Origin of the sequence: Peloplasma aerotolerans (assembly GCF_030012175.1) — a bacterium.
Taxonomy (GTDB): domain Bacteria; phylum Bacillota_I; class Bacilli_A; order Acholeplasmatales; family Acholeplasmataceae; genus Peloplasma; species Peloplasma aerotolerans.
Genome location: NZ_JASCXW010000016.1, coordinates 1 through 14209, shown reverse-complemented (window position 1 = coordinate 14209; position 14209 = coordinate 1). Strand labels below are relative to the sequence as shown.

Below are 14209 nucleotides of genomic sequence, written 5' to 3'. Positions count from 1 at the left end.
TATTTGTATAAATACTACTATACAGTTATTTTTAAATATGATCAGGATTAATTAATAGTTCAAGGCTATATGAATCCTTGATTCTGATGAGTTTATTATTAATGATATCAATGTATTCTTGTTCTTCTAGCTCTTTAAGTTTTCTACTGAATGTCTCAGGTGTTATCCCGATTTGTGAGGACAAGTTTACTTTTGTTGTATGGAATCTCACTATACCATTTTTTTGTAAATCTAGTAGAAGTTTTGAGACTTTAGCTATAGCAGAATATAAATTGTTATGCTCAATTAGCGCTTCAGCTTTTTCTAGTCTATTAGATAATTCATCCAACATTTTAAACGATAATGTAGGGCTGTTCGCCATTAGACTTTTTAAATCTTTATGTTCGACTAAGCATACTATAGCAGGCTCAAGTACTTCTGCGTAAGTATTAACTTTAGAGTCATTAAACAACGCAAGTTCACCTAAAAAATCTCCATGAGAAAGAATTCTAATAACCTGTTCTTTACCTGATTCTGTATATCTAGTAATCTTTATTTTTCCTTGATGAATGACATATAGATTTTGAATATAGTCGCCAGCAGTGAAAATGAATTGGCCTTTTTCTAACTTTCGATGGCTAGAAATCATTATAATCTGATTTAGTTCCTGTTCACTAAGATTTTTAAATATTGGGACTGATTTTATGCAATTGCTTGGTTCTAGATTTTTTTTCATTTAAACCTCCAGATTGATACCTTAATAATCTAATCGCATTCATAATCACTAATAATACAGAGAATTCATGAACAAGCATACCAATCGACATCGTTACTTGTCTAAATATTACACCTATTATTAGAAATAATACCACAAATAACGAAAATGTTACATTTTGTATCATATTGAGTTTAACCTTTTTGCTAATTTTAATTGCATCCTTCAATTTTCCTATGTTTTCGCTAAGCAGAACTACATCAGCTGTCTCCATGGCTATATCTTTACCCTTCCCACCAATTGCAACTGATGATTTAGCAGTTGATAGTGCTAGGGCATCATTAATTCCATCTCCAACAAAAATTGTATGGTAATCTTTATTATATGATTCTATAATGGATCCTTTATCTTCTGGTAGTAAACCTGCATAGTATTGATCGATGTCTAACTGATTGCTTATATGTTTAGCGACTCGTTTTTGATCACCTGTAAGCATAATTGTCTTTTTAATACCTATTTTTTTTAAACTCTTAATAAGATTCATGGATTCACTTCTTACACCATCTTCGATACCAAAAAGCCCCAACACTTTGTCTTCATTTGCCATTATTAAAGTAGTCATTCCATTTTCTTCCATATGTAATATATGTTTTTCTACTTCTTTTGATACGTTGAAAGATAACAACTTTTGATTTCCAATTGAGTACTTGACATCTTTGTACTCAAAGATAATACCTTTACCAATTACCATGTTCACATTTTTAGGTTCTTCGTCAATCAAAATGTCTTTTTTTCTAGCAGCATCAATGATTGCGTTTGATAATGGATGTTCACTAAAAGATTCTCCTATAGCAGCAATATTTAGTAACTCGTATTCATCAATACCAAATGTTTTTATATCACTTAACACAGGTTTTCCTAAAGTTAATGTACCTGTCTTATCAAAAAATACTATGTTACCTTTTGATAAATTTTCTACGGCATCTCCACCTTTAAATAATATACCTTTTCTTGCAGCATTTCCTATACCTGCAACAAAGGACACAGGCGTTGAAATTACTAGAGCCCCTGGACATGCGATAACAAGCATCGTAATTGCTAGTCTAATATCTAATGTAACAATAAAAATTACTATCGCAAACAAAACAACTAAAGGTGTATAGTATTTAGAAAACACTTCCATAAATTTTTGTGTGTGCGCTTTTTTGTCCTGAGCTTCTTCAACCATGTGTATTATTTGGCTTAACCTTGTATCACTACCCACTTTTGTTACTTTTATTTTTATGTATCCTGATTGTAGGAGTGTCGCACCAAAAACCTGATCTTGAATCTTTTTATGGACAGGCATTGATTCACCTGTCATCATTTGTTCATCAATCATCACAGAGCCTTCAATAATAATGCCATCTGTTGGAATTTTCTCGCCTGGTTTAACTAGTAATATGTCTTCTGGTTTTAACCTATCAAGAGCAACCATTTCTTCTTTATTTCCCTTGATGACTCTGGCAAAAGTAGGTTTTAGATCAATGAGTGCACTTAGAGCGCTTCTTGTTTTTTCTAGAGATTTTTTTTCTAGGACATGACCTAATGTAAATAAATAAGTAACAGCTGCTGCTTCAAATAAGTCACCAATAATGAATGCAGCAACCACTGCTATAGTTACTAACAAATCAATGCCAAAAATCTTATATCTAACATCCATGAATGCTTTCTTAAATATATGAAAGCCCGCTAATATTGTTAATAAGCTCATTAATGAAATAGATACAATATGTGTTGAATTTATTTCATTTGATACAATTAAGATTACGAACAATATAGATATTATGACGATATAGTAATTATGCTTTAACCATTTCATTTTGCACTCAACACCTTGTACCCTAATTTAACTAGAATATGACTTAAATTATCTACAGAAATACTTTCTTCATCATAATCGATCTCAACTTTTGATGAGTTAAATTTAACCTCTACACGATTTACACCTTTTGTTTTCTCAAGTGTTCCTTCAATCCTTTTAATGCATGATGGACATGTTAAAGTTTCTAGTTGTATCATTGTTTTTTTCATTTTTATCACCCTTTCTAACCTAAATATATCAAGAAATCGTGATAATTTCCTTGATATGAATCAAGTTTCTATACGATTTATAACAAAAAGACACTTTTTTTACGAACTTGGAATTCAAAGACCCTATGTCCCTCATTTCAAACTTTCTTTTCAATATGCCTATAAAAAAGAATACCTTTAGCGATTAGAATTGGGGATTCTTATCTGCACACTATTGGGTATTCTTATATTCGCATTTATATTTGTGATCTATAAGCTTACAGCTTTAAGCATCATCGTATTAAGAAAAGAAAATCTTATTGACAAGTTGAATCAAGCTCCTTTTGAACCCCATTCTCTTCAATCAAAATATCATTCAATATTTTAAATTTCTTGATGTTTTCAAATATCTTATCATCAATCACATTATACTTAGGAAATTTTATTTTTCTATTTCTCATTGAGAACATTGACTGATCCATAATTACATCTTGCAATTTGTTATCCAATACGAATGTTGGTTCATTACTTAAAAGATGAACTCCAAAATATGCATCTTTATTTGTGATCAAACCAAAAAGTTCTATGAGACTACGGTAAATATCCATATGTCCTCTTACAAGATTTTGCTTTCCCTTAACTAGTCCTTCTTTTATGATAGTACCATTTTTGATAATCTCTTTACTTCCAGGCACATATAAAAAACAAACCAACTGCTGTAATATTTTTCTTTCCTCAATTAATGAAAGTTTTCTTTGAAACAATTTAGAAATATCACCATTTTTTATTCCACACCCATGATCCCCATAGAATAAGTAAACTGTGTTACTATCAATCATTAAATTATCATTTTCATCAATAAAAAATCGTTTTATGACTTCATCATAATAATCAGAAAACCTTAGATATTTTTTTGTGAGTTCTTTTAAATCATACTCCTCAATGTATGCTTTATCTTTTTTGGGATAAAATTCAAATGGTGTATGCGGCATCATTGTAATAGGGAAAAGAAAGGTTGGTTTATTAAAAGTATTAATTTCATTACGTACTTTATCAGCAAGTTGATAATCACTAATCCACGGAGTTATATGATGTTTATCACAAGAATATTCATATGAAAACATCTCAATTATTCCATCTCTCTTACTTGCTTTCTTATCTGGAAAATCTTCTAATCCGAAGAATTTTTGAAATCCCATGATATCAGGATATGCAAATTCTCTATTATAAAACCGCTTATAATCACCATGTATAGCTTTTGTATTGTATCCATGATTGTTAAAGTGCTTTGGCAATGTTGCTAAATCCATTTTTATTTTATAGCGTTTTTCAAAATAATTAAAATTCGACCAATATAATGAATTATACCCAGTGGGATAGAGTCCAGTCAAAGTAGTTATTTCTGCGTCTGAACTTACCCCCAACCCAACGCTAGAATAAAATTCAGTAAAATCAACACTCTCTTCAAGTAAAACTCTGATAAAAGGAAATTCATTTTTAAGAGCAGGTATGTCTAATAAAAAACGACTCATTGATTCCATTTGAACTAATACAAGGTTTTTGCCCGCAAAAATACCGTTAAGTGACTTATCGGCATTGAAAAGAGACGAATCAATCCTAATACTTTTAGGCATTTTGCTATAAACCAAATCATTACCATATTCTTTATTATTTATGAAATTTGTATAGCGTAAAGCGTTCTTATTGTATAAAATATATTCTTTTGATAGCTCAGTAAAATTATTCTTTTTAGATTTAACTAACAATTCTGGTATTGATGTAAATTTAAATAGTATGGTCAAATAAAACGGATAAACTCCAAAGTTTTGAATTCCGTATGTGGATTTGACAGCTTTTATAGTTAAATCTTTGAGATACATTTTTTCATAATTAATCCATGCTAAAAATATTATGAAAAGTGAAACAAAAATCGTAATGAATATCCACAAGTCATTAATCGGAATTACCACTTGATTCAAATTTGATTGACCTATGAATGAAATGAACAAGATTAGAATAATTGATGGTATAAATAATATAATACGATAATAGCCAAAAAGCTCATTAAATATCTCCTTTGAGAGTCCTTTAGAAATTCCATTAACAGGGTTTTTGAATATATCGATACTGTCTCTAGTGAATGCATTGCCAAAATATAAATTAAAGATGTTAAGTGCAAATAACAATAAATTAAGAGTTCCCGAAAGTATTACAAGCGCAATGGAATACCAATAAAGGTTATTAACAAAAAACAAGATTATAAATCCAAATAAATTTAGTGTAAATAGGTTACCCAAAAATGCGTTTAACTCTCCTTTTAGCGTATGCTTAAAGGGAACAATATACTTGTTCAATGCTTTATGAGAAACTATAAATGTGTTAAATAGATTTAACCCGAGATAAAGGCTATACAATAAAACAGTATCTTGATTCATAAAATACCTCTCAATAATTCACATCAATGTCTTTTCTTAAACTATTATGCGAAACGTTTATATTTCTTTGTATCATACAGTTATATTTTTATTTAGAACTATAACAATATATCTCATTTTCGGACTTGCTTTATTACCCTGAATTACTCTAAACTCATTTTAGCAAAATACTTCATTGCGTCTCTATATCCATACTCATAGATTCTTTTTGAATGCTCTGATGAAAAATCAAGTACTTTCCCTAATCTTCTAGTAGCTTTAATTTCATGAATCTTAACGTTTTTGTATTTCTGTTTTATAGATCGTATTGATGACAGCATTGAAATTGTAATGCATATAATCTCGTCGCAACCAAAATCAATTAATGGTTTAATGGGTGTATTGTCAAAATACCCTCCATCACGATACTTCCTGCTGTTTGTTACTACCGGAGGGAAAAAAACTGGAATTGAACAGGACGCAACCACTGTATCAATTTGTAAATCCTTATTTAATTCTTTAAGTGAAATATATTGGACTTGAGAATCTTTTTGAATATAATGAGAAAAAGTAGACTTTAATAAATCAATTATTCCTTTGTCAGAGTCTCCGCTGTCTGCTATTGCAATGAAAACATCCTGATTTTTTAACAATTCAAAATCAATATTTTCATCTAGTAATTGATTCAATTTCTTAATTGAAAACAATCCACTGTCAATTACTTTTAGCTTTTGATCTCTTAGCGTCTTAACAATTGATGGATTATCACCTAAAGGGTTTTCTGGAACATTAAACCATATCTCTTTAGCAACATCCATTGCACCTGTTGCCACAAAAATAACATTGGCCGCTCCAATTGAAGTTCCAGAAAATGCACTCGCTTTTTGCAATATACCTAATTCTTCTAGCGCTTTAAGAGCACCAATTTGATATGCACCTCTTGCGCCGCCTCCCGATAAACAAATTCCAATTTTTTTCATAATAATATCCTTTCAGAAACCTCAGATTTACCATCCTACGAAATTATTTATTATATATCTACGAAGAACTCTAAATATGTATAATATTGTTATGACGATTGTTAACTCAGAATACTTCGAAATTCACATTATTATCTCTATAAAATAAGTAGTTGCAACAATGTATTTGCTACACTAATCGAGAATGATGATATTGTTGATCATGTATGAACAATATAATTCGGGTAAGTCAAGATCGCGCTTTTTTTTCAGTGATTCAATCCCATATAACATTTTCAATACTTATCACATGATTTAATTCTATGAACTATTTATTGAATGTGACGAGATTATAAATGATTTCAGTCATTTCTTCAACGGATTCAGCCTTTGAGTTTTTAATCCATTCAACCACTATAGAAAAAAGCGCTCCTTCAAAAAATTTGGTTTTATATTTATCTTCTTTATCAACACCAAATATTTTTTTTAGCAAATGAGAAATCTCGACTTCAAAAGATTGAAAGATAAGATATTCCAAATTGTTCTTTATAAGCACTTCGAATAATTCAGAGTACTCATCGAAAACTTGAATCATTTTATTAATTGAATTATATGTAACGTTACCTTCTTTCATGCCTGATTCAAGATCAATCATCAATCTTTCATATATCTTTCGTCCCTGATCAATCAAAATATCTTCTTTTGATCCAAAATTACGATAAAATGTTGGTCTTGCGACGCCCGCTCTTTTTGTAATATCTTCAATTGAAATTTTTCTGAACGCATTTTTTTTGAGCAAGTATATCAATGCATTATATAGCCATTCTTTGCTTCTAGTGACTTGAATATTTTCTTTCATACGTTTCTCCCATTTATATTTAAATTCTCATCGTCATTAAGAAAAATACCAATTCCAATTACATCTGGACCTACATGTGCACCTACAACTGGAGTAGATGGTGACTCATATAAATTTTCTAATCCTAGATTATCTTTAATAATGCTCACAAAATACTGTTTCAAATTAGGATTTCCTGTATAAATTAAATAGGCTTGATAAGGCTGATTATTTACATACTCCTTTACCAATGCTGTTATTGATAACAAAACCGACTTAATTGTTCGTCTATTCCCAATTGAAACGATTTCTCCAGATTCTTTTACTTGCAGAACAGGCTTGATGTCTAAGAGCTTGCCAATATATCCCTTCGCATTGCTCAAACGACCATTTTTAACGAGATAGCTCAAAGAGTTTACAGCAAAATAGATTGTGTTGGTGTATATCATATTATTGAGCCTGTTTTCAACTGCTTCAAGTGAAAATCCCTCATCAATCATTCTTTTTGCTTCCAAAGCAAAAATACCTTCTGAAAAACAAACTGTCTTTGAGTCAAACACCTTAATTTTTAACTTATCTTCAAATTCTTGAGCTGCCATGATGCAGGAATTGTATGTTCCGCTCATCTTTGCTGAAATCGTAACCACCAAGATTTCTTCAACACCCTCATCTAAGTATTTTTGAAATAATGCCATCACTTCGCCAACAGATGGTTGACTAGTCTTAGGCAATAAATCTTTATCGTTTTTTAACATATCGTAGAATTGATCAGCTTTAAGTGTCGAACCATCTTCATACTCTTTCCCATCAATATAAATTTTGATGCGTAAAATTTCAATTCCATGTTCAACTGGATAATAATCTAATCCTCCAGTTGATGTGTCAATTACGATTCTTTTTTCCATATTTTATCAACCTTTCTAGTATCATTTTTATTTTATTTTTACAACTTCAGACATTAATTCAAAAGCAATTGAGAAAGTTCATCTATAGATTCTACAATATAATTTGGATTTGATTCTTCTAATTTCGTTTTCGTTTCAAATCCCCATGTTACCGCTGCTACTTCTAGGGGGATAGGTTGACAAGCTAACACATCGCGGACTTCATCACCGATGTAGATGGCGTCATTTGTTTTATACCCACTCTTTTTTAACAACTTCTTTATCTTGCGTTTTTTACCTTTCATTTTAGCTTTCCCCTCTATGAAGGAAAATATGCTGATCTCATTATTAGCCAGAATTTTATTGATATTTGAAACGCTATTTGAAGAAACAATTGCTAATTTGATTTTTTTATCATTCAGATTAATTAAAAGTTCCTTCATGCCAGGAATTAGGCTGCATTCATCGACAAACTCAGAAGCTATTTCACGCGATTCTTTGTACATTTTAGGTAACTTATGGATTGGAATTCCCAGCTCAAACAATCGTTTTAATCCTGGGTTCGTCTTGAGTTCACGAATCTCTTCTTTTGATAGTTTCTTCATATTATAGCGTTCAGAAATGCGTTGATATATAATTTCAGATTGATTTACATTATTACTCAATGTCCCATCTAAATCGAAAATAACTATTTTTTTCATTTTTTACCTTCTTCTTTTATGTAATCTAGTAATCAAGAGAAACCTAAACCGGAATATCTTTCTTTGTGAACCAAATAGAGCCAACTGTGAAACAGGTTATTGAAATGATTAGCAATATTGCAAATTGTACCAAGTAAGATGTTGATCCATCAAGAATTGATTGCGTGTTAAACAGTGTTATCATCGTGATATTATTAAAGTATCCCATCGGTTCAATTCCAATGCCCATATTCATAAAAAGATCGGAGCCAAACAATCCTAATATTTTTGAAATAAAGAATATTAAGGCAACTCCTCCACCTAAAGATATAGAGTGTTTGGTGTAGTTGAAAACCGCAGAAAACATAAACGTAATAGATCCCATCGCAACAGAGAATAATAATAAACCCACATTGAGTAATAAAACTTGATCAATGGCTAAAGAATTTTCAATGGTTAATGCTAATGTAACATCTACTAAGGTAGTAACGAAAAACATTAGTACCAATGACATAACCAAAAAGAACATTTGCGTCAATGCTATCTTTGATCTTTTAATCGAAGTGGATAAAACAAACGCCATAGATCCTCTATCAATTTGATTTGCAAACAATTTATTTCCAACTATGACCGTATAGACCAAAGGCATTAATACCGATACGACTGGATAAAAAATGAAACTAATCAAAACATTTGAATCCATTGATGCAAATCCAGTTAAGATATCAGGATTGATTCCGATTGCAACAAAAAGCCCATCCAGCGTTAATCCAGCTTCATTTAACGCTATGATATATGGAATTAAAATATTTGGATCAGTATCTCCTGAAACAGTTATCAATCCCATAGCAATTTTAATAACGATATAGAGCAAGGTTAAAGTAAGTGTTGTTGCTAACCATAGCCCCCAATTTGATTTAATTGTTTGTTTTAATAATGGAATACTAATCATTTTTTTTATCCTCACTTATTTTTTTTAAAAAATATTTTTTAAGCGTATATTTGACCTCTTTGATGTATTTCACTTTATATTGAGATAATTCTTTCATAAATTCATTAATTTGTTCATCCTTAACATCAACTGTTGTTTGTAAATATTTATTATTTTTAGAAGTCAAATAGATATTCTCATTCATGTATTTTTGATAATCTATTTCATTTTCAAATCCTATTTTATATGTCTTTAACTCGTTGTGACGGATCTTTTTCATGTCAACGACATCAACAATTCTACCATTGTGTAAAAGTGCTATGCGATCACATGTTTTCTCCACTTCTTCGAATACATGACTACTCATAAAAATGGTTGAACCTCTTTGCTTTGCTTCAATTAACACCTCAACAAAAATCTCTCGCATCAAAGGATCAAGTCCAGTAGATGGTTCATCAAGAATCAAAATATCTGGTTTAGCCATAAACGCAGATACAATAGCTGTTTTTTGTTTCATACCTTTACTCATATGTTTTAAATTTGCTGTTGTGTCTAATCCGAATTTCTTGATCAAATAATTGGCATAATCCATATTTTTTAACCCAATCATTTCGGCCTGACTTTTTATAAAAACATCACCATCACCGATATCAGGGAATGATATCTCTCCAGGGACATAGCCTATATGCTTCATAATTTGTGTTGTGTTGTAGTTCACTTCTTGGTCTAAAATATATACATTTCCAGAGTTTGGTCTGATAAACCCCATCAAGTTTCTGATTGTTGTTGTTTTTCCACTTCCATTTGTCCCAACAAAGCCAAATATTTCACCCTGTTTAACTTCAAGATTAATATTAAAAATACCTTTCGATAATCCATAATCTTTCGTCAAGTTCCGAACTTCAATAATACTCATAATGATGATTCACCCTTTCTGTCTTTATAGTATTTTAGAAAATAGTCTTCAAGAGTAAATTGTGATTCAGAGAAATATTTTATTTGATATGTAGAAATAATCTTGATTAACCGATTTATTTCTTTGTCATTAATTGCAACCCTTACTTTTCTTTTGGTTTTATTACTGTAAACTATATTCATATTTGATTTCATAAATTGATTAAAATCTTCATCTTGCAAAAATTCAATTTTATAAACCTTGTTTTCGTTATTTCTTATCGTATCAGTATCAGTCGTTGAAATGATTTTTCCATCCTTGATAATTGATAATCGATCACAACACGCGTCAACTTCTTCGAATATATGTGTTGAAAGTAAAATAGTTTTTCCTCTTTTTTTCTCGCTTTTAATTAATTCAATAAATTTATTCTGCATGATTGGATCCAACCCACTTGTGGGTTCATCAAGGATTAAAATGTTAGGATCTGACATAAACGCTGAAACAATGGCTAATTTACGTTTGTCACCAATCGACATTTTCTTCATACTTTGATCCGGGTTTAATTCAAACATATCAAGCAAATAACTGATTCGAGAATCATCTGCATGTTTCATTTTTTTCATCATTTCTATGAACTCTAGTCCGCTCAATCCCTCAGGCAAAGCAACTTCTCCAGGAATATATCCAACTTCACCTAAAATATCATAGTAATTTTTCCAACAATCGCTATTATTGATTGTTGCAATACCCTTTCCGGGTTGAGAAAAGCCCATGAGCATTCGCATAGTAGTTGTTTTCCCAGCTCCATTCGGTCCAAGAAAACCATATGCTTCGCCTTTCTTAACTTCAAATGATATATCAAAAACACCTCTATTAAATCCAAAATCTTTTGTTAGATTTTTCACTTCTATCATTTTTTAAATTCTCCTATTATAATCTTATCTTCAGAAACTCTACTGTAGTCAGTAAAGTTTCTATTAGCATTATATCATTCAGATGTTACATTTGCAACACTTTTTACATTTGTAACAGTTAAAAACTATGACTTCAAGTAAACCATGGGTAAGATCAATGAAATATTAGGACAAAAGCATCTTGTGATTGATGAATTAGAGCTAGACATTTTGCGTTCAATCATATACAAAATAATCTCTGTAAGGCCAAATGAGATTGTTTATTGTATCACAGGAACCCAAGAATTATTTCGACAAAGAGTTCAATGAACGCCATTTAGAGTTTTTAAAAAATGCATCAATCGTTGTGGGAACATATCACACAAAAAATGGCTTAACTAGGTTGAAACATTAGATTGCAATCATATATTTTTTTAAGAAATTGATGTTTCCATATTGGACATAAAGTAAAAAAGAGGCATTTAACCACATTTCAGAGGATTAGATGCTTCTGTTACTACAATAAGAATAGCTTTGTTATGCGCTTTTTAATGAAAGCAGTGTGATAGACTCAACGTATCTAGAACGGGTAAATGTATTGACAAAGGACCGAAATAAAATATTTGGGATACACTCAAATCAGAGATGTAGTATTCGAATAAGTTTCATGATATCGATTAACTCAAAGAAGCTATCAACAAATACATCATTTTTTACAATGAACAACGATATCAAGAGAAATTAAAAGACTTAACTCCGATTGAATATCGAAATCAAGTCTTAAATCAACTAAATATTCAATTATTTTTACTCTCTACTTGACAAGAGCGGTTCATTTGGTAACAAAATTCTTTATTATTATATGTATTATTTAATGAGCTTTATGAATGATATCAATCACTTCTTTTAAAGCTTTTTTAGACTCAGGGAGTCCAAAAAACATCCATACATGCATCATTTCTTCATAAAGATGGGTCGTGATTTTATCCCCTAGTGTCTCAATAAGTCTTAATGTATCAGGATATAATAAATCATGAGTGCCTGAAAATACAGTGATTCCTGGAAAATTCTTGAAATTTCCATAAATTGGACTGAGTTTAGGATCTTTAAGATCTAGGGTACCTTGATAAAGTTTGCCTGCTTTTTTTAAAGCGTTGATGTTTAAAATAGGATCTTTTTTGTCAATCTCTAAAACTCTGAGGTCTTCAAGTGTCACATCAAGCCATGGGGATAACAAGATGATATGATCTGGTAGTTGAATGATCTTTTGAACTAAAACTTGAGTAAGTCCTAACGCAAGTCCGCCACCAGCGGAATCACCCATGATGATGATTTTATGATTGGGATAATCTTCTATAATAGATTCATAAAGGGGTATTAAAAGATCATAGGCATCATTGACTGTCTTTGGAATTAAAGGGTAATCAGGGGCGATAATGGTTGCATGAGTTTGTTTTAAAAGATGATTGATCCATGTCCAGTGAATCGATTGAAATCCATGTAAATAAGCACCACCATGAAGATATAAAACGACGACGTTTTTGACGTTTTCTTTGGGTTTTAAGATTAAAATCTCACGTGTGAGCATACCTTTAGTTTTGATATCATAGGATTTAAGCATGCTTTTTTTAGGCATTGCTTTATCATTTCGATAAGGCGGGCTCAAAAGTGCTTTGGCTAGATTTTCTTTATAGTTTAAAAGACGTATGACTTTTTCAACCATTTTGGCTTGCTTACTTGGCATGGCAACTCCTTATCTTCCTTTATGATCTTAAACTTATTATATCAAATCAAACAATAATATGGGTCACCAATATATCGTTAAAATATATTTCAAACCACTCGATGTCTTCAAAGGTATAATGATTGATGGTTCATGTCTTAATCATTGGTTTTACGATTTGAATGATTATTTAATCAAGCATTCAACTTCTTTTGCAAATTCGAAAAGGTTTTTGTAATTGTTTGGCAAACTAAACGAGCATAAATGGAGTCATATCCATGTACAATTCGATTTCTTAAGCCATATATTTGTTTCCAAAGTATAAGCTTGTGTGCTTTTTTGAAATCATCAGTAGGTTTATTATTCGATAACTCTCAAATTTGTAAAAGACTAAAGACAATCCCAGCGTTAATCTCACTTAAAGTATCAGAAACTTCATTAACTTCCTTGATATATATTAAATCAATATCTTTAACAATTAACTCATTAAGTTCTTCTAAAAGGCCAAAGTAGGATAAACCTTTGAAATAGCCATCAATTGCCAAGTCAATATCACTTAAGGATAAGCTTGACCTTTTGCATAAGATCCAAACAATATGATTTTATCTAATATGTTTCAGAAAACTCCCTCTTTAAAGGATTAAGTGGGAGATGAATGAAACCGTGAAAGGTTATGTCTATAGACTGAAACCTACAACCAAACAAATCAATCTCATCAACCAAACATTTGGCTGTGTTAGAAAAATGTGGAATCTACTCCTTTTAGAACGAAAGTCCATCTATGAACTCTACGGGAAGTATCCAGAACTACTAAACAGTCATCAGTATATGAATCCTAAAACCATTAAGGAACAATTTCCATATATGTATGATGTCGACTCTCAAAGTTTGACTACTGCATGGCTACATCTGAAACAAGCCTATAGTCACTTCTTTAACTAATCTCATGATGAACCCAATTATAAATCCAGACATAACCCCAGACAGTCTTATACAACGCATACAACCAATAATAATATTCGTATAGAAGGTTCTTATCTTAAACTGCCTAAACTAGGACTGGTTAAGATCAAACTTCATAGAGCCTTACCTCAATGTTCTATGATTAAAGCAGCTACAATCAAGAAAGATGGGAAGCATTACTATGTATCTCTACGAGTTGAATATGAAAATATGACTTTGAGCGATAAAACATTTGAAAAAGCAATTGGTCTAGATTATACACTTTGGGGTCTCTATATGC

14 protein-coding genes and 2 pseudogenes are annotated in these 14209 nt (G+C 30.9%); 2 read left to right on the top strand and 14 right to left on the bottom strand.

Going from position 1 to position 14209, the window contains the following annotated elements:
- Positions 1 to 31: 31 nt before the first annotated feature.
- The 11 genes from QJ521_RS05690 to QJ521_RS05640 form a co-directional block, all read right to left on the bottom strand.
- Positions 32 to 715, bottom strand: coding sequence for a Crp/Fnr family transcriptional regulator (locus QJ521_RS05690; protein ID WP_282839475.1), 684 nt, complete (start codon positions 713 to 715; stop codon positions 32 to 34).
- Positions 663 to 2555, bottom strand: a complete 1893-nt coding sequence (locus tag QJ521_RS05685) for a heavy metal translocating P-type ATPase (protein ID WP_282839474.1) — start codon at positions 2553 to 2555, stop codon at positions 663 to 665. The genes QJ521_RS05690 and QJ521_RS05685 overlap by 53 nt, the downstream gene beginning before the upstream one ends.
- Positions 2552 to 2767, bottom strand: coding sequence for a heavy-metal-associated domain-containing protein (locus QJ521_RS05680; protein ID WP_282839472.1), 216 nt, complete (start codon positions 2765 to 2767; stop codon positions 2552 to 2554). The genes QJ521_RS05685 and QJ521_RS05680 overlap by 4 nt, the downstream gene beginning before the upstream one ends.
- Positions 2768 to 3063: 296 nt before the next feature.
- Entirely contained in the window at positions 3064 to 4626 is a 1563-nt protein-coding gene (locus QJ521_RS05675; protein WP_282839471.1) for an LTA synthase family protein, read from the bottom strand.
- A gap of 698 nt (positions 4627 to 5324) precedes the next feature.
- Complete coding sequence (locus tag QJ521_RS05670; protein ID WP_282839470.1) at positions 5325 to 6140, bottom strand: patatin-like phospholipase family protein; 816 nt, start codon at positions 6138 to 6140, stop codon at positions 5325 to 5327.
- A 307-nt stretch (positions 6141 to 6447) separates the two neighbouring features.
- Positions 6448 to 6978 (bottom strand): TetR/AcrR family transcriptional regulator, encoded by a 531-nt coding sequence (locus QJ521_RS05665; RefSeq protein WP_282839469.1) that lies wholly within the window; start codon positions 6976 to 6978, stop codon positions 6448 to 6450.
- Complete coding sequence (locus tag QJ521_RS05660; protein WP_282839468.1) at positions 6975 to 7862, bottom strand: DegV family protein; 888 nt, start codon at positions 7860 to 7862, stop codon at positions 6975 to 6977. The genes QJ521_RS05665 and QJ521_RS05660 overlap by 4 nt, the downstream gene beginning before the upstream one ends.
- 53 nt (positions 7863 to 7915) lie before the next feature.
- The gene (locus QJ521_RS05655) at positions 7916 to 8542 is read right to left on the bottom strand and encodes an HAD-IA family hydrolase (protein ID WP_282839467.1); all 627 of its coding nucleotides are present in this window, start codon (positions 8540 to 8542) and stop codon (positions 7916 to 7918) included.
- 43 nt (positions 8543 to 8585) lie between these two features.
- Positions 8586 to 9473 carry an ABC transporter permease subunit gene (locus QJ521_RS05650; RefSeq protein WP_282839466.1) on the bottom strand — a complete coding sequence of 296 codons (888 nt, stop codon included), beginning with the start codon at positions 9471 to 9473 and terminating at the stop codon, positions 8586 to 8588.
- Positions 9466 to 10368: an ATP-binding cassette domain-containing protein gene (locus tag QJ521_RS05645; protein WP_282839465.1), complete on the bottom strand. Its 903-nt coding sequence runs from the start codon at positions 10366 to 10368 to the stop codon at positions 9466 to 9468. Before QJ521_RS05645 ends, QJ521_RS05650 begins: the two co-directional genes overlap by 8 nt.
- Positions 10365 to 11264 carry an ABC transporter ATP-binding protein gene (locus QJ521_RS05640; protein ID WP_282839464.1) on the bottom strand — a complete coding sequence of 300 codons (900 nt, stop codon included), beginning with the start codon at positions 11262 to 11264 and terminating at the stop codon, positions 10365 to 10367. The genes QJ521_RS05645 and QJ521_RS05640 overlap by 4 nt, the downstream gene beginning before the upstream one ends.
- 660 nt (positions 11265 to 11924) lie before the next feature.
- On the opposite strand from QJ521_RS05640, the pseudogene QJ521_RS09710 reads away from it, so the two are divergent.
- Positions 11925 to 12065, top strand: a pseudogene (locus tag QJ521_RS09710) (IS3 family transposase); the annotation flags it as partial.
- Between the two features lie 49 nt (positions 12066 to 12114).
- On the opposite strand, the gene QJ521_RS05635 reads toward QJ521_RS09710, so the two are convergent.
- The 3 genes and pseudogenes from QJ521_RS05635 to QJ521_RS05630 form a co-directional block, all read right to left on the bottom strand.
- On the bottom strand, positions 12115 to 12987 hold the full coding sequence (locus QJ521_RS05635) for an alpha/beta hydrolase fold domain-containing protein (RefSeq protein ID WP_282839463.1): 873 nt from the start codon (positions 12985 to 12987) through the stop codon (positions 12115 to 12117).
- A gap of 173 nt (positions 12988 to 13160) precedes the next feature.
- A pseudogene (locus QJ521_RS09705) lies at positions 13161 to 13301 on the bottom strand (HepT-like ribonuclease domain-containing protein); the annotation flags it as partial.
- A 39-nt stretch (positions 13302 to 13340) separates the two neighbouring features.
- Positions 13341 to 13511 carry a hypothetical protein gene (locus QJ521_RS05630; protein ID WP_282839462.1) on the bottom strand — a complete coding sequence of 57 codons (171 nt, stop codon included), beginning with the start codon at positions 13509 to 13511 and terminating at the stop codon, positions 13341 to 13343.
- A gap of 106 nt (positions 13512 to 13617) precedes the next feature.
- Between QJ521_RS05630 and QJ521_RS05625 the strand changes: the two genes are divergently transcribed.
- Entirely contained in the window at positions 13618 to 13908 is a 291-nt protein-coding gene (locus QJ521_RS05625) for a helix-turn-helix domain-containing protein (protein WP_282839461.1), read from the top strand.
- Positions 13909 to 14209 lie beyond the last annotated feature (301 nt).